Source organism: Caproiciproducens sp., from assembly GCF_053840905.1.
The window spans coordinates 182,092-208,832 of sequence record NZ_JBNLXQ010000004.1; the positions used below are offsets into that span (position 1 = coordinate 182,092).

The 26,741-nt window shown below is 51.7% G+C and carries 24 protein-coding genes and 2 riboswitches; of the genes, 5 read left to right on the forward strand and 19 right to left on the reverse strand.

From position 1 onward, the window contains the following. Window positions 1-8 precede the first annotated feature (8 nt). Window positions 9-941: a 1-phosphofructokinase gene (gene pfkB, locus ACQGQ5_RS05620; RefSeq protein ID WP_455735574.1), complete on the reverse strand. Its 933-nt coding sequence runs from the start codon at window positions 939-941 to the stop codon at window positions 9-11. Between the two features lie 225 nt (window positions 942-1,166). Further along, window positions 1,167-1,919, reverse strand: coding sequence for a DeoR/GlpR family DNA-binding transcription regulator (locus ACQGQ5_RS05625; protein ID WP_455735575.1), 753 nt, complete (start codon window positions 1,917-1,919; stop codon window positions 1,167-1,169). A 178-nt stretch (window positions 1,920-2,097) separates the two neighbouring features. On the opposite strand from ACQGQ5_RS05625, the gene ACQGQ5_RS05630 reads away from it, so the two are divergent. Then, complete coding sequence (locus ACQGQ5_RS05630) at window positions 2,098-5,415, forward strand: UvrD-helicase domain-containing protein (protein ID WP_455735576.1); 3,318 nt, start codon at window positions 2,098-2,100, stop codon at window positions 5,413-5,415. A 14-nt stretch (window positions 5,416-5,429) separates the two neighbouring features. Here the strand turns inward: ACQGQ5_RS05630 and ACQGQ5_RS05635 are convergent, their stop codons facing one another. From ACQGQ5_RS05635 to ACQGQ5_RS05645, 3 genes are read right to left on the reverse strand one after another with little or no spacing between them, the layout of a single operon-like run. Further along, complete coding sequence (locus ACQGQ5_RS05635) at window positions 5,430-6,914, reverse strand: MutS-related protein (protein ID WP_455735577.1); 1,485 nt, start codon at window positions 6,912-6,914, stop codon at window positions 5,430-5,432. A 4-nt stretch (window positions 6,915-6,918) separates the two neighbouring features. After that, entirely contained in the window at window positions 6,919-8,496 is a 1,578-nt protein-coding gene (locus tag ACQGQ5_RS05640) for a MutS-related protein (protein WP_455735578.1), read from the reverse strand. Window positions 8,497-8,517: 21 nt separating this feature from the next. After that, window positions 8,518-8,952: a redox-sensing transcriptional repressor Rex gene (locus ACQGQ5_RS05645; protein WP_444659014.1), complete on the reverse strand. Its 435-nt coding sequence runs from the start codon at window positions 8,950-8,952 to the stop codon at window positions 8,518-8,520. Between the two features lie 97 nt (window positions 8,953-9,049). Further along, a riboswitch (Fluoride riboswitch) is annotated at window positions 9,050-9,120 on the reverse strand. Between the two features lie 131 nt (window positions 9,121-9,251). After that, a riboswitch (Fluoride riboswitch) is annotated at window positions 9,252-9,323 on the forward strand. Window positions 9,324-9,457: 134 nt separating this feature from the next. On the opposite strand from ACQGQ5_RS05645, the gene ACQGQ5_RS05650 reads away from it, so the two are divergent. The 3 genes from ACQGQ5_RS05650 to ACQGQ5_RS05660 are packed head-to-tail and all read left to right on the forward strand — an operon-like array spanning window position 9,458 to window position 11,045. Then, a complete protein-coding gene (locus ACQGQ5_RS05650; RefSeq protein WP_455735579.1) occupies window positions 9,458-9,850 on the forward strand; it encodes a fluoride efflux transporter FluC in 393 nt (130 codons plus the stop codon). Next, window positions 9,850-10,206, forward strand: coding sequence for a fluoride efflux transporter CrcB (gene crcB / locus ACQGQ5_RS05655; RefSeq protein WP_455735580.1), 357 nt, complete (start codon window positions 9,850-9,852; stop codon window positions 10,204-10,206). Before ACQGQ5_RS05650 ends, crcB begins: the two co-directional genes overlap by 1 nt. 56 nt (window positions 10,207-10,262) lie before the next feature. Continuing rightward, window positions 10,263-11,045: a universal stress protein gene (locus tag ACQGQ5_RS05660; protein WP_455735581.1), complete on the forward strand. Its 783-nt coding sequence runs from the start codon at window positions 10,263-10,265 to the stop codon at window positions 11,043-11,045. Between the two features lie 67 nt (window positions 11,046-11,112). Here the strand turns inward: ACQGQ5_RS05660 and ACQGQ5_RS05665 are convergent, their stop codons facing one another. The 13 genes from ACQGQ5_RS05665 to ACQGQ5_RS05725 all read right to left on the reverse strand — a co-directional run bounded on the left by ACQGQ5_RS05665 (window position 11,113) and on the right by ACQGQ5_RS05725 (window position 24,542). Beyond that, window positions 11,113-12,888 carry an oleate hydratase gene (locus ACQGQ5_RS05665; RefSeq protein WP_455735582.1) on the reverse strand — a complete coding sequence of 592 codons (1,776 nt, stop codon included), beginning with the start codon at window positions 12,886-12,888 and terminating at the stop codon, window positions 11,113-11,115. Between the two features lie 125 nt (window positions 12,889-13,013). Next, window positions 13,014-13,595, reverse strand: a complete 582-nt coding sequence (locus ACQGQ5_RS05670; RefSeq protein WP_455735583.1) for a TetR/AcrR family transcriptional regulator — start codon at window positions 13,593-13,595, stop codon at window positions 13,014-13,016. 129 nt (window positions 13,596-13,724) lie between these two features. Next, entirely contained in the window at window positions 13,725-15,020 is a 1,296-nt protein-coding gene (locus ACQGQ5_RS05675; protein ID WP_455735584.1) for a nickel pincer cofactor-dependent isomerase, group 22, read from the reverse strand. A gap of 46 nt (window positions 15,021-15,066) precedes the next feature. Continuing rightward, the gene (locus tag ACQGQ5_RS05680) at window positions 15,067-15,786 is read right to left on the reverse strand and encodes an ABC transporter ATP-binding protein (protein ID WP_455735585.1); all 720 of its coding nucleotides are present in this window, start codon (window positions 15,784-15,786) and stop codon (window positions 15,067-15,069) included. Then, window positions 15,783-16,574, reverse strand: a complete 792-nt coding sequence (locus ACQGQ5_RS05685; protein WP_455735586.1) for an ABC transporter ATP-binding protein — start codon at window positions 16,572-16,574, stop codon at window positions 15,783-15,785. The genes ACQGQ5_RS05680 and ACQGQ5_RS05685 overlap by 4 nt, the downstream gene beginning before the upstream one ends. A 3-nt stretch (window positions 16,575-16,577) precedes the next feature. Further along, a complete protein-coding gene (locus tag ACQGQ5_RS05690) occupies window positions 16,578-17,471 on the reverse strand; it encodes a branched-chain amino acid ABC transporter permease (protein WP_455735587.1) in 894 nt (297 codons plus the stop codon). Between the two features lie 111 nt (window positions 17,472-17,582). After that, window positions 17,583-18,452 carry a branched-chain amino acid ABC transporter permease gene (locus ACQGQ5_RS05695; protein ID WP_455735588.1) on the reverse strand — a complete coding sequence of 290 codons (870 nt, stop codon included), beginning with the start codon at window positions 18,450-18,452 and terminating at the stop codon, window positions 17,583-17,585. 492 nt (window positions 18,453-18,944) lie between these two features. Continuing rightward, complete coding sequence (locus ACQGQ5_RS05700) at window positions 18,945-20,156, reverse strand: ABC transporter substrate-binding protein (protein ID WP_455735589.1); 1,212 nt, start codon at window positions 20,154-20,156, stop codon at window positions 18,945-18,947. Window positions 20,157-20,322: 166 nt separating this feature from the next. Further along, entirely contained in the window at window positions 20,323-21,216 is an 894-nt protein-coding gene (locus ACQGQ5_RS05705) for a dihydrodipicolinate synthase family protein (protein ID WP_455735590.1), read from the reverse strand. Then, window positions 21,209-22,249 carry a 2-dehydro-3-deoxygalactonokinase gene (locus ACQGQ5_RS05710; protein WP_455735591.1) on the reverse strand — a complete coding sequence of 347 codons (1,041 nt, stop codon included), beginning with the start codon at window positions 22,247-22,249 and terminating at the stop codon, window positions 21,209-21,211. The genes ACQGQ5_RS05705 and ACQGQ5_RS05710 overlap by 8 nt, the downstream gene beginning before the upstream one ends. A gap of 20 nt (window positions 22,250-22,269) precedes the next feature. Further along, a complete protein-coding gene (locus ACQGQ5_RS05715) occupies window positions 22,270-23,238 on the reverse strand; it encodes a C-terminal binding protein (protein WP_455735592.1) in 969 nt (322 codons plus the stop codon). Between the two features lie 160 nt (window positions 23,239-23,398). Beyond that, the gene (locus ACQGQ5_RS05720; RefSeq protein WP_455735593.1) at window positions 23,399-24,199 is read right to left on the reverse strand and encodes an IclR family transcriptional regulator; all 801 of its coding nucleotides are present in this window, start codon (window positions 24,197-24,199) and stop codon (window positions 23,399-23,401) included. A gap of 139 nt (window positions 24,200-24,338) precedes the next feature. Then, complete coding sequence (locus ACQGQ5_RS05725) at window positions 24,339-24,542, reverse strand: helix-turn-helix domain-containing protein (protein ID WP_455735594.1); 204 nt, start codon at window positions 24,540-24,542, stop codon at window positions 24,339-24,341. Window positions 24,543-24,792: 250 nt separating this feature from the next. Between ACQGQ5_RS05725 and ACQGQ5_RS05730 the strand changes: the two genes are divergently transcribed. Further along, entirely contained in the window at window positions 24,793-25,536 is a 744-nt protein-coding gene (locus tag ACQGQ5_RS05730; protein WP_455735595.1) for a GntR family transcriptional regulator, read from the forward strand. A 70-nt stretch (window positions 25,537-25,606) separates the two neighbouring features. Here ACQGQ5_RS05730 and ACQGQ5_RS05735 read toward each other — a convergent pair whose 3' ends face one another. Beyond that, window positions 25,607-26,734: a mannitol dehydrogenase family protein gene (locus ACQGQ5_RS05735; RefSeq protein WP_455735596.1), complete on the reverse strand. Its 1,128-nt coding sequence runs from the start codon at window positions 26,732-26,734 to the stop codon at window positions 25,607-25,609. Between the last annotated feature and the right edge of the window lie 7 nt (window positions 26,735-26,741).

Consider the following 26,741-nt stretch of genomic DNA (forward strand, 5'->3'; position numbering starts at 1 on the left):
ATAACCAATCAGTTTAAAGATTGAACTTTTACCAACGGCAGCAGCTTTTCAATTGAGGAACGGGTTGCGGACTGTGTGCCGGCGCACATAACGCTTGCGGCCCCTGCCGCCATTGCCAAGCGGAAGATTTCCAAAGTACTCATCCCGGTTTCCTCGCCGTAGGCGAAAGCGGCCACCATGGAGTCCCCGGCTCCCACCGTGCTCCCCACCGGCACATGCAGCCCCTCAGCATAGAAAACTTCCTGCTCGGTAACCAGCAGTGCACCGTCTCCGCCCAAAGAAACCGCAACCTTTCGGATTCCGCTGCGAACCAGCGTTTTAGCGGCCGTTACGGTTTCTTCCAGCGTATTCAAAGGATTTTTGAGCAGCTTCGAGAGTTCCTCCCTGTTGGGCTTAATCAGATAAGGCGCCGCCTCTACTCCAAATTTCAGCAGATCGCCGTCGGCGTCCAGAAACATTTTCGCCCCCATGGCTGCGCACTCAAAAATCCAGTCACGGTACAAAGTACGGGGCGCGCCTGCGGGCACGCTGCCCGCCAGCACAAGGATGTCGTCTTTTTTCAGCCCGTCCTTCAGCTTTGCGAGAACAGCCCGCTGAACGCTTTCCTCCATGGCTTCGCCAAGTTCGTTGATGTCCGTATTGGTATGGCGGACCGGGTCAATTATTTTTGTATTGGTCCGCGTTTCCTGATTGGTGAAAATAAAATCGGGCTGCAGGTTTACCTCTTTCAAAGCGTCTGCAATTTTAGAACCCGTAGCTCCCCCCAGCACCGTCACTGCACGGCTGGTTCCACCCATCGAAGCAATCACCTTGCTGACGTTGATTCCCTTTCCGCCGGGATCAAGGCGCATGGCTGCAATCCGGTTGACCATGTTCGGGGTAAAATTCGGAATTTCTATCGTCTTGTCTATTGCGGGATTAAGTGTCACTGTTGTTATCATATTGAATCTCCAAGAATTTTATAGAATATTGTCGAAAAATTATTGTTTCAAAACACTTTATTATAATATCAACAATCATTTTGTGATTCAAGTGGCAAATTTTCTAAGTTTTAACAGAATTTTTTTACTAAATCCACAAATTTGTTCAGAAAAATAAAAAAATGCTTTTGTTTTAATAATACAAAAGCATTTTTCTGGAATAACGATTGTTTTAAGAACGATTCTTCAGAGAACTTCTATTCCGTGGGATTGAAAAAAATTCTTCGTTTCGGGGTCCAGACCATCGTCGGAAACCACAATATCGATGTCCTTGAGCGTTGCAAAAGTAAAGGTGTTGGCAATGCCTACTTTCCCGGAATCCATTAAAGCGACTACCCTTTCGGACTTGCGGACAACCGCCTTTTTCAGTTCGTTCTCGTCCTCCACGCCGCAGTTGAAGCCCGTTTCCTGACTGTAACCGGTCACGCCCAGAAACGCGATGCTGAAATTGACATTTTCAACCGCTTTCACGCAGCCGATCCCGTTCACGCTCAGGCTGAAACGGTTCATCTGCCCGCCGAGAACGTGGATCTGCGACTGTGTCAGACGCGCCAGCTCCAGCGCGCAGCTGATCCCTCCGGTAAAAATCAGGTAGGATTCATCGGGGAAAACACGGGCCAGCTCCGTAGCCGTCGTTCCGGAATCGAGGAAGACGGACGTTCCCGGGCGCAGGAGCTTTACCGCTTTTTCGGTAATTTGACGCTTCTTTTCCATATTCCGCGTACTGCGCTTATAAAACAGATCGTCTGTTCCGATCACGACCTCCACCGATTTCGCTCCGCCGTGCACGCGGACGATCTGGCGGGCCTGATCCAGAAACTTCAGATCGTTGCGCAGGGTCATTTCCGAAACCTCCGGAAACGCAACCTTCAATTTCGCAAAGCTGACGGCGCCCTCGCTGTTGACAAGCTCCACGATCTGTTCTCTCCGCTGCTTCATGCTTCCTCCTATCCTTTTGTAACAACAAAAAAAATTATTGAAACAATTATAAAGCATCGGAAAATGCTTGTCAAACGGATCCCTTTTCCTGATTTTCCCAACACAAAGTCCGCGTGTGGTTTTTCACGCTTTTATGCTATAATAGGGGTAAATTCAAGATAAAACGCAGGTGTTAACGATGTTTATTGCCGATTTTCATATCCATTCAAAATATTCCCGGGCCACCAGCAGGGACTGCGTTCCCGAAATGCTGGAGCTGTGGGCGCGGCGCAAGGGTCTCGACCTGCTCGGAACGGGGGACTTCACCCATCCGGCCTGGCGGGAGGAGCTCCGGGAAAAGCTCATCCCGGCCGAAGAGGGCCTTTATACCCTAAAAGACAGCTTTCGCCGGGAGGACGATATTGGGGGAAGCGGCGGGAAGCCCCGTTTCATGATCTCCGGCGAAATCAGCTCCATTTATAAAAAGAACGGAAAGGTCCGGAAGGTACATAATGTCATTCTTCTTCCCAATCTGGAAAGCGCCGAAGCCCTTTCCCACAGGCTTGAGGCCATCGGCAATCTGCACTCCGACGGCAGGCCGATTCTCGGCCTCGACAGCAGGGATCTTCTGGAAATCACGCTGGACGTGTGCCCCGACGCCATCTTTATTCCCGCCCACATCTGGACTCCGCATTTTTCCCTGTTCGGCGCCTATTCCGGTTTCGATGAGATCGAGGAATGCTTCGGGGACCTGACGGGACACATCCACGCGCTCGAAACCGGGCTTTCCTCCGACCCGCCCATGAACTGGCGCGTCTCCGCACTGGACCGCTTCACGCTGGTTTCCAATTCGGACGCCCATTCGCCGGGGAACCTTGCGCGGGAGGCAAACCTTTTCGACACCGGCCTTTCCTACCCGGATATCTCGCGGGCGCTCCGGAACCGTGACACAAAGGAGTTTTCCGGCACGATCGAGTTTTTCCCCGAGGAAGGAAAGTACCACTACGACGGACACCGGAACTGCGGGGTGTGTCTGAAACCGGCGGATACCCTGGCTGCTTCGGGCGTCTGCCCTGTGTGCGGCGGCAGGATCACGGTGGGGGTGCTGCATCGGGTGGAATCGCTTGCGGACAGGGAGGAGGGCTATATCCCCCCTTCGGCCAAGCGTTTTGAAAGCCTGATCCCTCTGCGGGAGGTGATTGCGGCGTCGACCGGCTTCACGGCCGCAAGCAAGAAGGTCGGGGAAAGGTACGGCGGCCTGATCCGCAGCCTTGGCCCGGAGCTTTTTATCCTGCGCGAGGCGCCGCTGGGCGACATTGAGCTTGCGGCAGGCCCGCTGGTCGCCGAGGGCATCCGCCGGCTCCGCGGCGGGAAGGTAACCGTTCTGCCCGGATTCGACGGGGAATACGGGAAGATCAAAATCCTGGATCGGCAGGAGATCGGCCTGCTTTCCGGCCAGACCAGTCTTTTCAGGGAAAAGCGGGGCGATCCGTCCGCTGCGGAGAATACAGGAAAGCGAAAAGGCCGGACGGACAGCCCCCCGGCGGGATCGGAAGCAGAGAACGCGCCGCCGCGGAAAAAAGAGGCGGGCGCGGTTCCGGCCGCCGCTCCGGACGCTTTCAGCGGATTGAACCGGGAGCAGCGGGAGGCCGTCTCCGCCTCCGACTCCACCGTCGCGGTGATCGCCGGACCCGGCACCGGCAAAACACGGACGCTCGTGAGCCGGATCGTCCGCCTCGTCCGGGAATGCGGCGTATCCCCCGCGCAGATTACCGCCGTCACGTTCACAAACCGGGCTGCGGAGGAAATGCGGTCCCGCCTTGCCGCGTATTTCGGGGACAGGCGGACCGTGAAAAGCATGCACATCGGGACGTTCCACTCCATCTGCCTGCAGATTCTCTCCGGAAGAAAGGGGGCGGCAGCGCCCACCGTCATTGGCGAGCAGGACGCGCTCTCCATTCTCGCGGACCTTTTGAAGGACCTCGGGCTCAAAGCGTCCCCGCGGGATGTTTTCAGGGAGATTTCCCTGATCAAAAGCGGCGCGCGGCTGCCGGAAGAAGCTGAGGAAGTCCCGGAGGGGGTCTATGACCGGTACTGTGAACAGCTTGCGCGGTACGGCGTGCTGGACTATGACGACATCCTCCTGAACACGCTGAACCTGTTCCAAAACGGAGAACTGGGAAGCAGGGAGGAGAAAAAACTCAGGAACGCTTTTTCCTATCTTCTGGTGGATGAATTTCAGGATATCAATCCCGTCCAGTACCGCCTGATACAGGAGTGGGGGAAAAACAGTGCGGGAATTTTCGTAATCGGGGACCCGGATCAGTCCATTTACGGATTCCGGGGCTCGGATTCCCGCTGCTTCGACCGGTTCTTTGGGAATTTTTCCGGGGCGCTCCGGGTACGGCTCACGCAGAATTACCGCTCCACCCCCGAAATCATTGGATGCTCCCGGTCCGTTCTGCCGGAAAGAAGCACCGCGGAACCGCCTCTTGAGGCGCAAAGGAGCAGCGGCGCCCGCGTGCGTCTTCTGGAGGCGGACGGCGAGCTGCCGGAAGCGATTTTCATTGCCAAAGAGATCAACCGCATGGTCGGCGGCATCGATATGCTCGACGCGCATGCTTCGTCCCGCCCAAAAGGGAAAAAGCCTTTTCCGGAGCAGACGAGGAGCTTTTCCGATATCGCCGTGCTGTACCGGACCAACCGTCAAGCGGAGCTTTTAGAACAATGCCTTCGGAAAGAGGGCATCCCGTATCTGGTCGCCGGACGGGATGAATTCCTTTCCGACCGCGAGGTACGCAAAGCGGTCGCCTTTTTCCGCTTTCTGCTCGACCCCGCGGACCTGATCTCCCTTCGGCTGTGCCTGAAGGAATGGGGCGTCTGCCCCGGCGGCCGGACGCAGCGGGTGCTGGAGGACTACGCCGGAACGGATAAAAGCGCCGCGTCCCTTTCGGCGCTTTTGGAAACACTCCCCTCTTCCCCGGGAAATCCGCTAACATTCTCCGAACTGCTCCGCAAATACGGACCTCTCGTCCGCAGCGGGAAACCGCAGAAGCTGATAGAAACCTGGATCGGCGATAACGGGCTTCAGGAGGTACGGAGCATGGAGCTGTTTCTCAACATGGCCGTTCTGCACGAAAAAATGCCCTCCCTCCTGCAGAATCTTCTGCTCGGGCGGGAAGGCGACATCGTGCGCAGCGGCGGGAGAAGCTATTCGCCGGACGCGGTTTCGCTCATGACCCTGCACGCGTCCAAGGGGCTCGAATTCCCCGTTGTGTTTGTCAGCGGCGTAAAGGACGGAACGATCCCGCTGAAAAACCGGCGGGGCGACGGTGACCCAGACGAGGAACGCCGGCTCTTTTACGTCGGCATGACACGGGCGCAGGACGAGCTGGTCCTTCTGACTTCCTCCCCGCGCTCGCCCTTCCTTTCCGGCCTGCCCGCGGACCTTCTTTCGGAGGGGACCGCTTTTGAGCGGAAAAAAGCGCCCGAATTCGAGCAGGTCAGCTTTTTCTGACGGACGGCGGGGCGTTACGCCTCCGGTCCGAATATTTTCCGGTACAGGTCTTCTCCGTAAGCCGTCTGAAGAGGTTCCCCCGGCACGATTTTAAACGTACGTTCTCCGTTTTCAAGCCTTTGCGCGCTAAGGAACTGAACCTTCGGGTACCGCGGGCTGAAAAAGGCGGACGCGAAGGTATAAAGATGCGTCACGAAAAAGATTTCTATCCCGTTGTCCGTGAGCGCCTTTGTAATCTGGCGGCAGATTTCGGAGCCCTCCCGCTCATTGGTGGCGGCGAACGATTCATTGAACAGAACCAGAGCCCCGGGAGTCAGGCGGTCGGCAATCTCACTCATGCGGGCAAGCTCCTCATCCAGCTTCCCGCTTGTCATCGTGGTATCTTCCTCTTTTTTGAAGTGCGTAAATACGCCGTTCCGTATCGGCGCCCGGTAATTTTGCGCGCCGACGAACATCCCGCACTGCATCATAAGCTGTGCCTGCCCGACGCTTCTGAGAAAGGTGGATTTTCCTCCCTGATTGGCTCCCGTAATGATATAAAGCCGCTGATTTTCCGCATTCAGTTCGTTTCCCGTTACTCCCGAATCCTTTAACAGGGCGAGGCTGACGTCGTACAGCTCATCGTATTTCCGGCTCTCCGCTTCCAGCGGGAGCAGCTCGGGAATACAGACCGGCATGCCGGCGGTCCGGAGCCTGTCGTATAAATTCAGGCAGCCGACGTAAAAGGCAAGCTCCTTTTGAAGGATAACGAAAAAGCTTTCCACGTGCTCCGCCGACTGCGCCAGCACATTGATGCTTTCATTCATCGCACGGGCGCGGCGGTTGCCGAAATCGGAAGCCCCCGAGTCGTCACGGGGCGCCAGCGTAAAGGACGGGGCAAAATGCCAGTGGCGCCAGAAATGCGTTTTCTCTTTGCGCCGCATCACATAATCGATTCCCTGATTGTAATTGCCGAGTCCGGCGCTGATCAGCATCCCCTTTTCATCCTTCAGCTCATTCAGAAGCGAATGAATCTGTAAAAAATAATCGTCGCCGAGCTCCCGCCACAGCATGGAGATAAAATTTTTAAAGCCTTCGGAATGGAAATTCCGCATATCCGCATCGGTGGCATTGCGCATTTTCATCAGCATTTCCGTGTATATTTTCAATAAATCGACCGCGCTGGAAAAATTGCCGGATAAATTCTGCCGTGTGGACAGCCACGACCAGGATTTGTGTTTCCGCTCCATTGTCTCAACCGTAATATCATAAAGCTTTCTCACTGTTTCGGGGTTGTTGATGCAGTCCTTCAGGACCTCCTGACGATAGCGGATTTCCCGGTCGGTCCGCAAAGGACAAAACAGGGCCGAGCCGCACGCCTCCCGAATCATGGTGTCGTCCCGCGCCATCGCCGAAAGGATGCGGGAAAACTCAAGATCGGCGATCAGCGTGTCCTTCCCAAAACAGGGTTTCTCCTGCGGATTGAAATCCGTATCCTGATCCATCAAGTGTACTTTCAAAATTTCAGCCTCCCTTATGACTGCCGCAGAGTCCGCCGCGCAGCCTTTCGCAGAGCTGCTCATAGGTCAGCCCGTATTTTCCCGCGATGTGCATCGCATAGGCAAGGCCGTCGGGCGGCCTGCGGGTAATCCGAAAAGTTCTTACCGCCGGGTCGTCCTCCCGGACCGAGCTCATCATGCTAACCGTTTCCTCCCCGTGTGCGGCCAGCTCGTCGATAAAGGTGACGCACACGGCGGGAGCGCCCAGCTTCGCAAGGGCGTCCATCATGCGGCCCCCCAGCAGCAGCGCGTCCGTCAAAGTGGTGGAGGAAAAAATCTCGTTGATGACGATGATGCTCCGGGAGGTAGCGCGCCCGAGAAGCCCGTGAAGACGTTCGAGATCGTCCTGCAGCTTTCCGTTCCGGGTGGACAAATCCTCCTCCCGTCCAAAATGGGTGAGGATACTGTCAAAAAGGAGGATCGCCGCTTCCCTTCCCGGCACGCACAGCCCCAGGCAGGAGAGATAATGGATCTGCCCGAAGGCACGGGCAAAGGTCGTCTTTCCGCCCTGATTGGGCCCGGTCACGACGATGATCCGCTCCGGTGTATTCAGCACAAAATCATTCGTCACCGGCTGCCCGGCATCTCCCATGGAAGAAGCCAAAGCCAGATCAAAGCCGTCCCTGTCGTAAAGGTGTTCCGCGTTTTCGCACAATTTCGGGTAACAGAACGGGAGCCCCTTCCCGCGATGCGGCCGGATATATTCCAGCCAGGAGAAGTAGAACTGAATTTCACGGGAAAACCGCGAGACGGTCGGGTCGATAAAATCAAGATATTTTAAACAGAAATGGTCCAGATTCTCAAAAATGTCCCTGTACCAGGAGGCGACCATATTCAGCACGGCCGCCTCCACATGCTGCGCGTACGGTTCTTCGGAAAGCTTGCGGCGGTAATCCGTCCCGTCCCCCTGGCGGAATTTGTCGAACAGCCTGAGAATTTCCTTACTGTGATCTTCCTGCCCCTCATATTTCCGGACACGGAGGACCCCGTTTTTGATCAGCATGCAGTATTCCACGGAAGAAAGCTGTTCGCGCAGCCGGCCGATCTGTCCCCGAAGCTCCGTGAACGCCTCCGTCCCGGTATAGGCGGCCAGATACCGCATAAAGCCGCGCAGTCCGTCCGAGCAAAGCGTCCGGTCCCGCAGCCCATCCGCCAGCCCGGCAAGCTCCGTACAGTAGCTGTCCGCACAGTCGAGCAGACGTCCCTTGGTCAGATAATGATTTTCATAGCTGTTTTCGGACGTGAGCGATTTTTTGATGGCTTCCATGGATTGGCTGAGGCGATAGATGGATTGTGAAAAATCGGAAAAGAATCCGCGCAGCCCGTCGTCTTCCAGCTCCCGCATGACTTTCTGCCGGTAAATAAGGGTATCGCTGTCGCGAAGCGAAGTGTAGAAGAAGCTTTCGAGTCCGTATTCTTTTCTGCTGTTCAGGATCGGCCGGAAGATCTGGTCAAGATAAAGGTCCCTGAAGCAGTCCGGCGCAGCTTCCTTCCTCGGGTTTTTCCACTGCTCCTCAGCCGGAAACAAGATACTGTAAAACACATTGCACACCTCTTCCTGTTTTTAGTGCTTTGACGCATACTCGGCAAGACGTCGGAGCGAACCGGTCATATCCTCGTGATGCACCATTACATGCGGCGGTGCCTTCAGCCGTACCGAGGAATAATTCCAGACCGCGACGATTCCGGCTTTTACCAGCGCGTCGCATACCGGCTGCGCACAGCTTCCGGGCGTCGTGATCACTCCGATTTTCGCGTCCAGCCGGCGGCAGATTTCATTCAGTCTGCCAACAGGGTACACCGGCTTTCCGTACGCGCCTTTTTTGATGATTTTCGGGTCAATGTCAAACCCGGCAAGAATATCAAGGTCGTATGCGGAATAGCCCGCGTAGCTCATCAGCGCCTTTCCCAGCTTTCCGACACCGACGAGGACGACGGCGTCTGTTTTCCTGTCCTGCCGGACGGCCTTCGGACCGGAGGCAGGATTGATTCCTTCCATACCGCACCTTCTTTTGTTTTTTATGATGCGGAAGCCACCGCGCTGCCGCGGCCTTTTCCGGGCGCCACAGTCTGATAACGACAAAAAAGCCGGTGGCTTCCAAACAGAAGTCATCAGCTTTCACGCATTTCGGTATTACCGTGGGAGTACTTCATTCCCAAGGCTATTATAGAACATGCTTTTATAAAAATCAATGGGCAATAAAATTCCGTTCAGTGGATGGCGCCTGCCTGCATTTTTCCTTATAAGCCGTACGCAAACGGAGAAAAGGTTGAAAAATCCGTCATAATTTGCTATAATGCAGAAACGGGAATGAAGTTCTCCCTTAGCGCTGCTAAAATTGCTTTTCAGCTGATGACTTCTATGGGAATCATAGAAAGTGGTCAGCTTTTTATTTTCCTCTTCCGCAAAACAGAAAAATTTACAGTTCAGGCCCTGTTTGTAAAAACAGGAATGCAAATAAGGCCTGGTCGCAGCAATGGAAATGCCAAATTGGGGGGTATCTATGAAAAAAAATATCGCTGTCGCGGTCGGAGGGGCGGCCGGAACCATCCTGAGGTACGCGGTCCATCAGCTTCCTCTGCCCTTTGACGAACTTTACCGTCCCATTCTCACGATCCTGATTAACGTGAGCGGGAGCTTTTTATTAGGCTTTCTGACCATCCTGTTCGCAAAAAAATTCCCGGTGAGCGCCGAAGTGCGCCTGGGTATCACCACGGGCCTGCTGGGAGGATATACCACGTTTTCAACCCTTTGCAAAGAAGCTGTTTTGCTGGGCCTTTCCGGGGATGTCCTTCTTTCGGCGGTTTACGTTTTTGCTTCCGTCCTGCCGGGCCTTGCCGCCGCGTGGCTCGGGATCAGAACCGCAAAGCGGATGGAACGGAGGCGCGCCGCCTGATGGATTTCGTCCTACTGAGCGTCGGCGGCGTCTGCGGCGCAATCGCCCGCTATCAGATCGGAGCCGCCTTTTCAAAAAGAAAAAATCATACCTTTCCCTTCGGTACCTTTTTTATCAACCTGTCGGGCGCATTCCTCCTGGGAGTTTTTTGCGGGCTGGGCATCAGCGGAAATTCCTACCTGCTTCTGGGCGACGGCTTTTGCGGCGCCTTTACCACCTTTTCCACCTTTACCGTTGAAAGCGTGCAGCTCATGCAGCACGACGCCGTCAGGGAGTCCCTCCTGTTTATCGTATTGTCGCTGGCAGCCGGACTTCTTTGTTTTTCGATGGGTTACACAACGGGGAAGCTTTTTTAAAACGAGCCGGGGGACGCCGTTTTCCCGGAAATCATTGAGTTTACGGAGGTGTTGTTATGAGAAGGGTTTTACTTCCGATCGACGGAACAGCGCGGAGCCTGCAGGCGGTCGGTCTGATCAAATCGCTCTATACGCCGGAGGATGTGAGCATCGTACTGCTTATGGTCCGGGAAGATACGGAAACGATGTATTCGGAAGAGGAACTGCAAAAATCCAAAGCGCAGCTGAAATCCACCTTGGACGCGGTGGCCGGACAGCTGCCGGGCTATCCCGTGCGTAAGCAGGTCGTTTTCGGGCGGGCCGGCGATCAGATCCTCGAATGTGCAGAGCAGGATGAAATCGATATTATCGTGATGACCAAATCCACAAAGACCGGCCTGTCCCAGAAAATCGGCTCGGTTGCAGCCTATGTCGTAAAATACGCGAAATGCATCGTTATGATCGTGCCGGAAAATATGCCCAGTGAAAAATCGGCCGGGAACGTGCTGAAATGCCGGCATATGGACGATATCGTTACGCTGAGCGGCCAGATGAGCTTCCGGTCCAGTTCCTGCCTGCTTCCGGTGCAGGCGGGAAAATGCGTGTACAGCATCACCGTGCTGGAGGGAAAGCTGCGCCTGAACCACAGCGCCTACGACCCGGACGGCGGCACATGGTCCGCACCGCTGCAAAACGGCCAGCCGGAGCATTATGACCTGAAAAAGGGAGAGGAAAGAGAAATCCGTCTGGAAGCAGGCATTGCATTCCGTCAGCTCGATCAAATCGAGGTCGTCAACCCGAGTATGACGTCTCTGCTGAAATTTCACTATATCGCACGGTTTGAAAGCCTGGATGAATAACCGGCGGCTTTGGATACGTCACGCCCCTGCGGCCGTCGGACCGCAGGGGCGTGATTGTAATCATCCTTTAAACCACGTGATGCTCTTTCAGAAGCTTTTCAATGTCGGTGCCCTCGGTTTTTTTCAGAAGCAGCTTCATGGCAAGCCTCTCTTTGAACCCAAGCTCCATATCGGTCATTTTCTTGCCGTCGCGCAGGGATACGGTGGAATTCAGCAGGTCCCGCACGTCATACACGCTGCCCCAGACCTCCGGCACGCCGCGGTCGATATCCAACAGGGTATACACCGCTTCCATGCCGGTGCGGATGGAATATTCGGTGGTGAAAATGGTGTCGCGCGCGGTCTCGGCGAACTGGCCGAGAAAAGCGAAATTGACGGCGCCCTTCGGGACGACCAGCGGGCGGTCCCCTTTTGCCCTGGGCATGAAGAACGCGGTGATGTACGGCATCATGCAGGGAATCGTGTTGGCGCTCTTTTCGGCAAGCACGGGAATTTCAGCCTCCGGTACTCCCATATGATACAGCCACTCCATGCAGATTTCCTTACCGGTGCATTCCCGCATGCTTTTTTTGACGTAATTGCCGGGCTTGTCGCTGAACAGGCCGTAAATCCAGCCCACAAGCTGCCCCTTCGGCTGGGAGCGGAACTGCGGCTGGCGGTTGAACGTCCAGCTTAAAAGCCAGTTGGAATCCTTTGCCGTGACGATCCCGCCGGTGACCACCTTCCCGGAAAACGGGTCGCGCCTGCAGATTTTCTGGATATACGGCGGAATGTTTCCGTCCAGGGTGGTGACGGTGGCGCTCATCCAGTTGCTCTGTTCCGGATTATGGCAGAATTTGTCCGGATGGCCGAAGGCCGGATCCTGTGCGGCGATCTTCCGCCACATATCCCAGCCGCCGCCCGCTTTGATCTCCGTGTTGAACGGGGCGGGCGCGTTCTGGCCGCCGAGGGAGGAATTCTCCACGCAGCCGCCGTTGGTGATAAAGATCAGATCATCCTCGGTCAGATCGATATTCTCCGTCTTGCCGTCGTGAAGGACGATCACGCGCTTCGCCGTTTTTCTGTCCTTCCGAATATCGAACTCCACATTGACGACTCTGGTGCCGTAGTGGAACTGCACCCCGTTGGATTCCAGATATTTGATCATGGGCAGGATCATGGATTCGTACTGATTGTATTTGGTAAAACGCAGCGCCGTGAAATCGGGAAGGCCGCCCACGTGATGGATAAAGCGCTTGATATACAGCTTCATCTCCAGAGCGGAATGCCAGTTTTCAAAGGCGAACATCGTGCGCCAGTACATCCAGAAATTGGAGTTCAGGACCTCGCTGCTGAAATACTCGTCGATGCGCTTATTGTAAAGCTCTTCGTCGGGAGTGAAGAACAGCTTCATGATCTCCTCCGCGCCCTGATCCGAAAGCCCGAATTTTTTGTCGGTGTGCGCGTCCTCGCCGCGGTTGACCGTTGCGCGCATCAGCGAATAGTTCGGGTCCTTCTTGTTCAGCCAGTAGTACTCGTCGAGCACACTGATTCCTTCCGTCTCGATGGACGGAATGGAGCGGAACAGGTCCCACATGCACTCGAAATGGTTATCCATTTCCCTGCCGCCGCGCATGACATACCCCAGCTTCTCATAGAGATATCCGTCGCAGGCGCCGCCCGGGATCGGGTCCTTTTCCAGAATGTGGACACGGCTGCCTTTCATCTGCCCGTCGCGGACAAGGAAACAGGCGGCTGCCAGCGCGGCGAGGCCGGAGCCTACAAGGTACGCGGACTTGTGATCGACGCCTTCCGGCTTAACCGGGCGCGCGAACGCTTCATAATTCCCGCTGGAATAATACATAAAAGTTACCTCCGTTTGTTTTGGTTTCTGAAACTATTGTATCCATTCCGGCGGAGGGCTTCCATAAACAGAAAACGCGCTGTGATGAAAATTTCATCACAGCGCGAAAATTGTAAAAAGTTTGATCATTCCGGGCGTTTTGATAAAGGAATATCCGTGCGGTAGTTGTCCAAAGCAGAGGTGATATTGCCGTGGACCAGCGAGCTGAGCCGGTCGATGATCGTCTGAGGCTCCTCTTTCATGCCGTTCTTGATCCAGTCCAGCATCAGCCCTACGAATCCGTATTTGTAGAAATCCGCAATGAACTTTTTATCCTCGTCACGGACGGCCATGCCCTCTGCCTTTTCTTCGACGACGCCGATCAGGAGGTCGTAGGTCAGCCTGTACAGATAGATTTCCACCTGCTCCCGGCTGACGGAATGATAGACATTCATGATGAACGGCTTGTTGGCAAGCACCGCTTCAAAGATCTGCAAAAACCCCTGCTGCCAGGTATCGTATGTCTTTTTCCCCTCCAGAGCCTTGGTCGCGTCCTCTACGCACGACCATTCCACAAGATCAAAAATATCCCTGAAATGGTAATAGAAGGTCATGCGGCTGATGCCGCAGTCCTCCGCAATATCGTTGATCGTTATCTTATCCAGCGGCTTTTGGAGCAGCAGGTTTTTCAGGGAAGCTTCCAAAGCCCGTTTGGTTGTCTGGGACATACGGCGCACCACCTTGTATCTTACAGATCATAAAAAATGCGGCGATCTGAATATTCTTTGCTGTTTTAAGGATAGCATACAATAAAAAAAGGCGGAGCGCAAGTTTGGATCACGGGGGCATAGCCCGCGTTATATTAAATTGTCATGCTCGTCAAAGCGCATTTCATGAGGTCCCCGGATCAAATGAATGTCCTTTCTATCTTTTATTTTATTATATAAGGATTGTGAAATTTCAATTTCGTTCATGGAAAGCGTGTTCTTGATCCGCGCAAGCGTTACATCCTCAAAATCGATTCCGTTGCAGGTGCGGATGGCAAGCAATATCGCCTGTCTGTCGTTGTTCATATACAGGGGGATCCTTCCTCCGTTCAGTGTTGTCGCGGTGATCATATTCGTCCAGGTCGTACCCCAGTCAACGCTCCGAAGGCATTGCCTTGTCGTTACGTCCGCCGAAGCGATCCCGGCTCCGTTATGATGGGATTCTTCGGAAAGGCCCCGGATAAACAGCTTCTGCAAACGGAGAATTTTTGAAAAATCACGCGTTCCGGAATTGTTTCTTCCCACAATATTGGGGTCAAATCCCATTCCGCTTATGTTTTTGCCGATTTCATCAATAACCAGCACATCCAATTCGTCAAACTTGAATTTTGCGATTTTTTCTTTGGCAAGGACAAGCAATTCCCTGTCTTTCTCCATAATCTTTTCTTTTTCCATGACTTCGATCGCGCAAAGCTCATCATAGGCGTTCTGAACGATCCCAATGCCGAAGGCAACCGGCATCAGCTTTAGAAATTTCCCGGCGGCTTCCGGGATCAGCCCGGCAAATCGGTCCAGGCCCACCCGGTGGAAGGAAGAAGCGCCGATATGCTTGGCAAGGCCGATCGCAATCATTTTTGCCAGCCCGCTCTCGTGCGCGCCGCGAAAATCCGTATGGGGCTTTACCTTGTTCAGCAGGATGATGCCGTCTGATTCGCTGGCGTATTTGTCACAGTACAGTTTGGTACCGTCATCCAATCGCGCATATTCCACAACATCCATGGAGGACAGGACGGGGACCCCCATACTGTCCTCCGTAATGTTGTAGCCGGCCAGCACTTCCTTTTGCCCGTCGGCCGTAGCGCCGCCGTGGCTGCCCATCGCGGGGATAATAAACGGTTTTGCTCCCCATTCTTTCAGAATGTCGCATACAGTGCGGACGATCCGGTCAAGATGAGGAATTCCCCGGCTTCCAACCGTCAGGCAGAGCCTTTTATTCCAATACTGTCCTTTGTTTTTCAGATTGTCTTCCATTTGGCGGCGGATATGGGAAGAAATATCCCGGATATTCGCCGGATCATATTTTTGTTCAACGGTAACCATAGAGGGAATCCGGATTTGGTCCATGCCGCGCACGAGGACGTCTGCCGGAGGAAAATCAATATACACAGAAGCTCACCCTTTAATTTAAAAATCTCCTGTAGCAAGGAAACCGCTATCCCCCAAGATACGCTTTTTTGATGACGGAGCTTTCAGAGAGTTCTTTGGCGTCGCCCTGATATTTAATATCGCCGATCTCCAAAATGTAGGCTCTTGTGGAGATGCTCAACGCCATATAGGCGTTCTGTTCCACGAGTATGATGGGAATATGCTTTTGCTTGTTGATTTCAATAATGACGTTAAAAATATCGTCAATGATGATCGGGGCGAGTCCCAGGGACGGTTCGTCCAGCAGCAGCAGCTTCGGAGAAGCCATCAGCGCCCTTCCGATGGCAAGCATCTGCTGTTCCCCTCCGCTCAGCGAGCCCCCCATCTGCGCGGATCTTTGCTTGAGCTTCGGAAAAATTTCATACACTTCTTCGACTTTATTTTTATATTCGGCCGGACTGTATTTTTTGGAATAAGCTCCCATCTGCAAATTTTCAAATACGGTCAGTTCCGGAAAAATTCTTCTTCCTTCCGGTACGTAAACAATTCCCTCGTTGACAATATTATGGGTTTTGAAATTACTGACCGTTTTGCCCATAAATGTAATCTGGCCTTTTGCCAGCTTCACAAGGCCCATAATGGATTTCATCAGCGTCGTCTTACCGGCTCCGTTGGATCCAATGATTGAAACGATTTCTCCCTCGTTGATCGAAACCGTTATACTGTTCAGTGCTTTTACCTTCCCATAGTAAACATCCATGTCTTCGACGCTCAGAACGGCATTCATTGTACCTCATCCACTCCTTGCTTTTTATATTTCTTGCCCAGATACGCCTTGATTACCTCGTCGTTATTCTGCACCTCATTTGGCGTTCCCTCCGCGATTTTGACTCCAAAGGATAAAACGGTGATCTTCTGGCAGAAATTCATGACGACGTCCATATTGTGCTCTACAAGAAATAATTCCACTCCCCCGTCGTATATTTTCTGAAGGAGCTCCATGAGCTGGACCCTTTCCGTCGGATTCAGCCCGGCCGCGGGCTCGTCCAAAAGCAGCAGCTTTGGCTGGCCCATCATGGCCCTTGCCAGCTCGACCATTTTTTGCTGCCCGTAGGGAAGATTGTTTACATTTTCATCTTTTACATTGTAAAGCGAAATGAAGTTCAATACTTCTTCCGCCCTTTCCTTTAAAGCGCTTTCTTCTTTCAGGGAGCCCCTGACGTCCACCAGGGAATGAAGCAGGCCCATATGGGTATCCTTGTGCCCGCCGACCATGACGTTCTCCACGACCGAAAGGGATTTGAACAGCTTGATATTCTGAAAAGTTCTGATGACGCCGAGATTCGCAATCTTATTCGTCGTGTTCTTGGTAATATCCTGCCCGTCAAACAATATGGTGCCGGAGTTTGCCTGCAGCACGCCGCTGATCATATTGATCGTGGTCGTTTTTCCGGAGCCGTTTGGCCCGATCAACGCATGGATCTTCCTTTTTTCCATCTGCATGGTGAAATCATTTACGGCGGTCAACCCGCCGAATTTTTTTGTCAGGCTGCTGATTTCTAAGATTTCGGGCATCCTTTATTCCTCCTTCCTGGTCAGCGCGGAACCGAACCGGCCGGCGAATTTCTTAAAGACAGAGACAAGGCCGTTCGGAAGCAAAACGGAGAATATCAAAATGATAGCGCTGAAGGTGATCCAGTAGTAATCCTTGAGGAATCTCAGAAGCTCCGGAAGCATGGTTACAATAAACGCTCCGATGATATTGCCCGGAACGGAACCGATCCCTCCGATCATCAGCATCATGAGATAGGTAACGGATGAATTCAGAGTAAAATCCGAAGGGCTGATATACCCCATGAGCTGCGCATACAGAGCGCCGCCGATGCAGCCGTAAACGCTGCAGAGGGTAAAGGCTAAAATTTTTATTTTGGAAATCTCGATGCCGCAGGCTTCCACGGCAACGTCGTTGTCCTTGATCGCCTTGATCGCCCGTCCCCATTTTGAATGAATGATTTTATAGGTGACCGCCAAAATAATGATTACGCAGACGAGGATAAAATAATAGAAATCCATGGCGGAGGTCAGTACATGTCCGAAAATGTTTAAAGAGGGGATATTGGTGACACCCGTCGAGCCGCCTGTCACATTGGCGAGATTGTTCAGGACCAGCCTTACGATTTCCCCAAAGCCAAGCGTGGTCAGCGAAAGGTAAATCCCCTTCATCCGCAGACTCGGCCAGCCGAGCCCGAAGCCGATCAGGATCCCCATCACGACTGCGCAGAGCAGCCCAATCCACGGGGAGAAAGACAGCCGCGTACAAAACAGGGAAAAGGTGTACGCGCCCAGCGCCATGATTCCGGCCGTTCCCAGATTGGTTTCTCCCATCAGGCCGGTTATGAAGTTTAAACCCACTAAAATAATAATATTGATAAACGTATTGTCAAACAATATGATCAGATATGTCTGTTTCACAAACACAGGAACCAACAGGAATAAGATCAACAGCAAAAAAATCGCTGCCAGTTGGACAATCCCCTTTTTTTTCATAAAAATTCATTCCCTCGCTTTCCTTTTCAGATGATGTTACAGATTTTTCTTTGCCATAATTCCCTTAGGCTTTATCATCAGGAATATGATCATCAGCAAAAACGCAACAACATCTTTGTAAATTGCAGGGCCGATTCCGGTATAAAGGTTTTCGATCAAACCGATTAAAATTCCGCCCACCATCGCGCCCGGCATCGATCCGAAGCCGCCGATGATCCCCGAAGCGAATCCCTTCAGCCCGATCATGGACGCCATATTAAGGTCGACGCTGAAAAGCGGAATAATCAAAACGCCGATGATCCCGCATATCGCCGAGCTCAGCGCCACGGTCGCCATAATGTTGCGCTGTACGTTTATCCCCATCAGCGAAGCCGCGTCCTTATCCTGCGCCACACAGCGCATCGCGCGGCCGATTTTCGTTTTTGAGAACAGCAGATGGATACAAATCAAGGTAACAATGGTAATGAAAATGATATAAAAGCTGACCCTTCCCATAACAACATTTCCAAATTTTACGGTTCCTCCCAGAAAACCGGGAAGAGAAAACGGCGCCGCGCCGTAAAACAGTCTTACGCTTTCACTGATAATCTTTGCGAGCATGATGGTTCCCATCACGGCGAATATGTCGGAACCCAGCCGGCTCAGCGGGATAAAAATAGTCACAGCCACCAGTACCCCGAAAGCCGCCATAAAAACAAGGGAACTGATAATCGCCGCCGGAACGCTCAGATTTGCTCTTAAAATCATGGAACCAGCAAAAACATATGCTCCGAACATAATGAAACTATCGTGCCCGAAGTTTATAAGTCCGCTCGCGTTCCAGATGAGTGAGAACTCTACCGCTACAAGACAATAAATGCAGCCCATCGAGATTCCACTTACAACAAGCTGTAAAAACGATTCCATAAACTTCTCCCTTTCAATCAAACTTAATAGAGCAATACACCCGACTCCATCCTAATTTCATAACGAGAATATTCTATAACAGTACATCCGATACGCAGTACCATCATTTTAATCAACAGTCACGGATTCCCAATTTTATATCCCGTCCCTTTCCCGGGGCGGGGCTTTTCTGTGTATTGCAGACGCAGCAAGGAAAACCTGCTTTCAGCAAGGTAACAAACAGCATCGTTCCGATTCTCTTTATCGAGTGGCGGTCAGCGCCAAAAACAAATGCCTGTCCAAATCAATACAATTCCCATACTCTCTACTGCACACGGTCATTACGGCAGTTCTAAGGCAGCAAAATATACGAAAAAAATGCAGCTCCGAAAATACATCCGGCAAAACAGGGGTATTCAAGATATTCAGAGACCCATGAAATCGTAGTCTTGCGGGATCATTTCACAGGTCTCTGAAACAGCAACAAAAATTTACCGGGGACAGTGCTCGATCTTATTCCGTAACTTTTTCCACATAAACGGCTTTTTTGTCATGAATTTGGGCGACCACCGCATCGTGGATCAATTCTCCGTGTTCGTTGGCGCTCATGTTTCCGTAGATGCTTGGGAAATCTTTCGTCTTAAGCAGCTCCTGCTGCAGTTTTTCCCTGTCAGCCGTACCGGCGCGTTTCAGCGCGTCAGCCAGCAGGTAGGTCGCATTGTAATAGGACGACGCGAACAGATCCGGTTCCACATTGTATTTCTCTTTAAACTTCTTTACAAATGTGGCAACCTTTTCATCCGTGTTGCTGGGAATAAAGTCTGTTACGCTGTACCAGTTTTCCGCCGTTTTCTCATCGACAAGAGACAGCCACGTCTCGTTGACATACGTCGTCGGGCCAATTTTCGGGACATCCAGACCGAGCTCCACGACCTGACGCGCTAAAATGGCGGCTTCCGGATCATGCGTGTAGACAATCAGGCAATCCGCGCCCGCGTTCTTTGCTTTCTCAATGACGCTGGTCATATCCTTATCGCCGGTATTGTGGCCTTCGCATACCACGGGGGTTATGTTTCTGCTCTTCAGGTCCGCGAGGATGACATCCTTGCCGCCCACGCCGTAATCGTCGTTATTGTACAGAAGAGCGATCTTTGTACCGTGCAGCTTTTCCACCGCATATTTTGAAATGATCTTCGCGACAAAGGAATCCGACGCCCTGATCCTGAAAAGGTAAGGATTGCCGGAGTTAATCAGGGAAGGCGACGAGCCGCCTGTTAAAAACGGGATCTTGTTTTTTGCGACGCTGCCGAGCACCGCGATCGCGTTGGTGCTTCTGTGCGGCCCGAACAGGCAGACGACGTCCGGGTTCGAGCCCAGCTTGTTCACAACATTGACAGCGGTTCCCGCCGTATTTGCATCGTCTTCATATTCCGCTTTCAGGTTTTTGCCTAAAACTCCCCCGGCCGCGTTGATTTCCTCAACGGCCATATCGATCCCCTGCTTTGTCCGCTCGCCTTCCAGGGGCGCGGCGCCTGTGATCGCCGTCGAAACCCCGAAGAGGATGTCCCCCTTCGGCGACGCGTCGGAGCCCGCCGCGGAACCTGTGCCCGCCGACGCGCCGGAAGCCGCCGAAGGGCTGCCTCCGCAGGCTGACAGCGGAACAATCATCGACAGGGCAAGAAGCATTGCAAGAATTTTCGAAGTTTTTCTGGACGTACCTTTCATTTTTCAATCTTCCTTTCTTTTCCTGACTACTAACAGTTTTATTCCTGTATTTCCGACATGCTGGAAATGTATTTTGCTGACCGCCAATAAGAAAATAATCTTTTACAAAAAGTTATTGGTTCAGATACTGAAATTTAGCAATTTTATGGTTCAGGCCTGAAATCGATTAAAGCTTTACGACGCCAAGCTCCATGAGCTTTGCTTTGATTTCGTCCTTTTCAAGCTGTGTGGGCGGCAGAAAAGGAGAACGGGGAAACGCTTTGAGGATTCCGCGGATCTCCAGCATCGCGTAGATCGCAAGCTGAGTCGATTTCGCAAGATACATGATATCCCGGATCTGATTCACTTCGAATTGGGTTTCACGCAGGGCTTCATATTCTTTGTTCATTCCCTGATCGAACATCTTACAGCAAATCTCGGGGAGCGCGTTTCCGATTCCCGGAATGAAAGCCTCGCAGCCCAGGACACAGGCGGAAAGCCACATGGCTTCCGTCCCCAGCGCAACGTCGAAATTGCCGTCCTTCAGAACGCGCATATAGCTTGCGTGGGCCAGAATATCGAAGGTAGCGTCCTTCACGCCGTGGATGCCCATGCCTTTCAGCCTTTTCAGCAGCTCCAGGCTGATCGTATAGCCCTGAAACTGGGTATTGTTATAAACATATACCGGGTAATCCGGTCCGACCGCCTTCATAATTCCGTCGTAAAACGCACAGATGCTGTCGTCGTTATGTTTGTAGTAATAAGGCCCGACAGCCGCGACCGCCTGTGCGCCGGCTTCTTTCGCGTACTTGGACAGCCGTGCCGCGCTTGCGGTGTCGGCCGTGCCCGTGTGAACGATCACGGGAATTTTTCCGTCAACCTCTTTTACCGTAACGTCGGTGATTTTTTTTCTTTCTTCTTCGGTAAGCAGTACGCCGCTCCCGTAAGAGCCCGTTATAAACATTCCATGCACATTGTTTTTGAGAAAACGGGCCAGTGTTTTTACCCCTTCGTAATCCACCTCGCCGTTTTCCAAAAAGGGCGTAATTACCGGCGGAACTACCCCTCTCATCTTAAACATGATCGATTCCTCCCTTTTCACTTAATTGCCTGTACAGATCTGCGATTTTGACTCCGCCCCGAACCGTCAGTTCGGCAAGCTTCTCTTTGTCGAAAACGGAAACGATCTTCGCATTCTCTCCATATTCCTTCTTCAACAAATAGGAGTATAATTTACAGCGGGATTCCGGCCCGAAAAGAATATAAGCACCTCCATTATATTTCGAATCGAAGCTTCTGATGGCATTCATATCATCAACCGCAATGGAAGCGTCGACAAAACCGCGCCTTTCCATATAGTCCGATTTCAGCAATACCTGCATGAATCTGGGGATCATGAAACACCGGACAAGCCCCTTCGTACGGACGCAGCGCTCCGCAAACGTCACGATCTCCTCAAAGGTGTATCCTCCGCTCTCTTCTCCGTCGCACGGAACCAGACTTTTCCCCACGTTGGTCTGGTTGATGACCGCTTCGAACAGCTGCCCGCTGAGAGTCGTCATGCTTGCTTCCACTTTTCCGTCCCCGTTCACATGAATCATCTTTGAGTGGGAGCTGAGCACCAGGATATTCACCGGTTCCTTAATCCGGTATTCGTCGAGGATCCCAATGACCTGCGCCTCTTCGCCGCGCATAAAATCCACATCGTCGATTTCCGTCAGCGTGGCGTTGTCGCCGTAGTTGTTTCGGATTCCCCGTATAAACATGATGGGGATATCGAGAGAAATAATTTCCCTGCCGGAAACGATTTTCACATTTTCGGCGAGCTCCCGGATTCCCGCGGGCGCCACCAAATGCGGGATTTCCATCAGTCCGATCTCCGACGTGATCATTCCCGAAGCAATCGCGTATTTTATATCTTTTGTTTTTGCTCCGGATTTTTCGATTGCCTCCAAAATGGCTTCCCGAAGACCGTTTCTCAGCGCGTCCTTCGACCCCGTCATAGAGGTGTCCCGAACGCCCACCTTACGGGCGGCCTGACCTGCTATCTGGTTTTCGTTATTTAATATGTAGACTCTTGTATTGGTCGTGCCGCAATCAATGACTGCATACATGATCCTTCAGCCCCTTTCCATCAGCGTAATGACTTGTTTACCAGGTTCTTGGGCGCATTTCCAGAAAGCACCCGCGCCACCTCTTCGCCCACCTTCTGTTGAAGCGCATGAATGGATTCTTCCGTATACCACGCAATATGCGGGGTGACGATAACGTTATCAAAATGAAGCAGAGGGTTGTCCATGGAAATCGGTTCCGTTTCCAGCACGTCGATTGCCGCCCCGCCGATCTCCTTTTCCCGAATCGCTTCGATCAAGGCTTTTTCATCCACGACGCTGCCCCTGGCCGTATTGACGAGCACCGCTGTTTTTTTCATTTTCCTGAATACCTCCGCATTGATGCTCGCCCTGGTCTGCTCTGTAAGAGGACAATGGACGGACAGATAATCGCTGGTTTCGACCAGCTCTTCAAAGTCCACCTTCCGGACGCCGCACTGCTCCATCTGTTCTTTTGTCACATACGGATCATAGGAAATGATCTTCATTCCGAAATTTTTCATCTTGCCTGCGACCATTTTAGGAATTGCCCCAAAACCGTCGAGGCCAAGGCAGGCATTGCCTGTTCTGTACATTGGTTTCAGCAGGGAGTAATTCCATTTTCCTCCTCTCACCAGAGAAACGGTTTGGTTCAGCTTGCGGCTCATGGCCAAAATCAGCATCGCCGCGTGGGTCGAAACCTCATCAATGGAATAATCCGGCACATTCGCAACATAGATGCCCTTTTCCGTTGCGGCATCCAGATCTATATTATCAACACCAATCGCATACCGTACGATCAGCCTGCAATGCTCCAGACTATTGATGACTTTTCTGGTGATGGGGCAGAACTGGACGATCAAAGCGTCGCAATCCCTGGCGACCGCGATTACTTCGTCTTCCGTTTTACACTGATAATCGAAAATTTCGGCATTGACTTTCGATATCTCCTCCTTTTCCGCATCAAGATTCTGATAAGCGTAATCCGTTATTACAACCTTTAATTTTTCCATTCTTTTATAATTCCTTTCTATTAAAATTAGATCATTGGATCTATTTTAGTTTTACTGAGTAAAACTAAGTTTCATTAATTTTGCAGGATCCGCAAATTGCATTTGCCCGGCCGGTCTTTTCCCCCGTCGCTGGTCCGTTATTTCCGCTTTCCCTGTAAAATCACTGCAGATGATAACCCAGCTCATTGGAAATGTCTTCCGAAGCCTTCTTCGCGGCGTCTTTGATTCTGTTGATATCCGTATCCAAGATCACCTCGCGGATTCCGGAAGCGCTGAACCCGGCAATCATCTTATTGGTATGGTCATAAATAGGGAAGCAAATGCTGATAATTCCGTTTTCATGTTCGGAATTAATAATGACAAATCCTTCTTCTGCGGCTTTTTTTACCAGCCGCATAATTTCGTCCCTGTCTAAAATCGTGTTCGGCGTATACTGTTTTAAAGTGCAGGAGTTTAAAATCTCCCTCGCTTTTTCCTCTTTCATGTTGGCAAGGAACAGGCGCCCGATTCCAGTACACCATATGGGCATGGAACCGCCGATGTGAGAACTTAAGGTTCGGCTGAATCCTACCTTTGGCAGTATTTTCTGGATTAAGATCGGCTCCTTTTTATTCAAAACCGCCATTTGAACGACAAGGCCGGTTTCATCGGCTAATTTTTTCAGCTTTGAGGACGCGATTTTGTTCAAATCCAGGGAATCGAATACGGACAGTCCCATTTTTAAGATCTCTATTCCCAATTCATACTTGTTTGATATTTCGTCCTTTTTTAAAAAGCCTTCGTCGACCAGGGTAAACACGATACGAAGAGTCGTACTTTTACTGATTCCACTTAATTTACTGATTTCAATCAGAGAAAGCTGCATATTCTGCGCATCAAATAATTTTAAAACCTTCAGCGCGTTCTGAACGCTGGCAATCGCATATCTGCTGTTTCCCTCAGGTTTATTTCCCCTATACATTTATTTCAAATCCCTCTAATCAGAATTTATTGTATTTTGATTTCATTGAGTAAAACTAAGTTTTAATATGAGTTAATAATAACATGGACTCCTGTAAAAGTCAATAATATATTTTTGTATCGAATGAAATTTTTAGTCGCTATTTTCTGTATTCCATCCAATCCCCCGGCTGGCAATTTAAGCAGCCGCAAATTTTTTCGATCACGGCAACCGGTAAGTGTCTGGCCGTATTCGTGCAGATCGCCGATATCGTCGGCGGCCTGATCCCCGTACGATCCGACAGCTGCTTCTGCGTCATTTCCCGTTTTGCCAGCATCACTTTCAACGTTATTTTCAACGGCATATCATCACATTCCTTTTGCCGTAGTGTACCACATTATAAATATAAAATCAATACGATATGCGTTATAAACATTTACTAAATTTGATAATTTTATACGGATATAACATTTACAAATTACGCCATTCGCAGTATACTGTAACTATAGGCAAGCAGCGGGACCCGTTTCCTTTCCCCTTTATAATTTTACTATAGCGCATTAAATTATTTAATGTTATAATATAATGACAATTCAGGATGAAGGAGTCTTAACATGGCTTTTAAACTTGATAAATCCAGCCAGTCCTTTCCCCTTTATGTACAGATTGCGGAAGATCTTCAATATAAAATACTCTCCGGCCAATGGAAGGACGACGAGCAGATCCCCCCCGAGATGGAGTTGTGCCAGTTGTATGATGTAAGCCGGATCACTATCCGGAAGGCCATCGATCAGCTGGTCAACCAAAAATATCTGTGCCGCGAACGCGGGAAGGGGACTTTTGTCAGACCTGAATCGGAATCACAGAAAGACAACTCCACTCTGGTACAGAGCTTTACTTCCGAAATGAGTGAGCGGGGCAAGGCGGCGATCACCCATCAGGCGGACGTCGCGCTGATCAACGCCGACAGGAAGCTGTCCGCTTTCCTCCATCTGAATATTGGAAAACCGATTTTACAGCTTAAAAGGGTCCGGGGGACCGAAGACAACCTTTTTTCCTATTTTGTGACCTGCATCCCTTATCTTTCGGGGTTTTCCCTGAATTCGAAGGATTATTACGGATCCCTGTATGAATATCTGAAACAGTTCGGTATCGTCATGAATTCCGAGAAAGAATATATTGAAGCCATCAGTCCGCCGTCCGAGGTCCAGAAAGTACTGAATATCAGCTGCAATACGCCCGTCTTAAAGCGTGTCCGCTTTACCTCCTGCATCAAAAAAAATTTTTTCGAGTATACGGAATGCTTCTACATCGGAACGGAATACCGGTACTATATTGAAATGATGCACAGGGAATAAGGGCGGAGCGGCGTGTCCGGGGAACAAGAAAGCCAGCGCTTTTCAGGCGCTGGCTTTCTGATTGATATGCTTATATTCCGGGGGCTTTTTTCATAAGGTCCGTCACCTTCTGGAAAAGGGCTCTGCCGTCCGCGTTCCCGCACCAAAGCTTTTCCAATTCCATAACGAGTCCCTCCGGGGTCAGGGGATTTTCCTGCAGTCCGTTTGCCGTCAGGATAAGCTCTTTTAAAAATACGAGTCCGTCGCCGGTTGGAACCCCGAACTTTTCAGCGCGGAGCAGCGGATAAACAAAGCGTTCTTCCAAAGACAATTTGGGGAAGAGGTTCCTTGCCACCGTACCGAGCTCCCGGGGGATCTCAGGGTTTGCCAGACGGCGGCGGTAGCAGTCCGCCCAGTCGTCCAGCTCTTCTTTCCCCATTCCGTATTCCGCATTCAGCAGATTTTTCAGCAGCGTCAGAAACGGCGCGACGGTTGCGTTTACTTCGTCGTCGCCGGCCGCTTCATACAAATATCTTTTTCCTTTTGACAGGGCAAAAAAGCTGACGGCGTCCGCATAGGAATTCATCAGATACCTTTTTCTCGCGAAGCGGGTACCGATATCGTCCACAGCGGTGATATACTCCATGCCCGTTTGCGGGAGCACGTTCCGGTCAACGCCGCATTCGTGGAACTGTTCGCCGGTGACGACGCCCAAATCCTCCGTTGAGGAGCAGATCCGGTCTACGATCGTGTCCGGTATGCGAATATGGCGGATCCTCTGTTCCTGCTCTGCCGTAAGGTCACTGTCCAGCAGCAGACTTTGAAAACAGGAACCCACGTGCTCGATGTTTTCACAGCAGATCACCCTTTTTTCGTCCGTGTCCGCGTCTTTCCAGGCCCGGAGCAGGGTCGCCGCCACATATTTCAGGTTTTCCCTGCGGACGGAGGTGGTTACCGTATCGGTCCGCTTCAGAAGAGAGAGCAGCTTTTCTTCTTCCCGGATACTTGACAGGGCATCCTGAACCGGGATCGTCCGGTATCGGTTTTCCCGTGCGTCGCTGACGTCGAGGGTATAAGACATTTTCTTTCGTATCGTTTTGAGCAGGGCCTCGTTCGTGTCCACCAGGATCACCTGATACCCGCTGTCCACCAGCATGGGGATCACCAGGCCGCGCCCCAAAGCGCCGCCCCCGAAATGTATTACCGTTTTACCCATCATTTTTCCT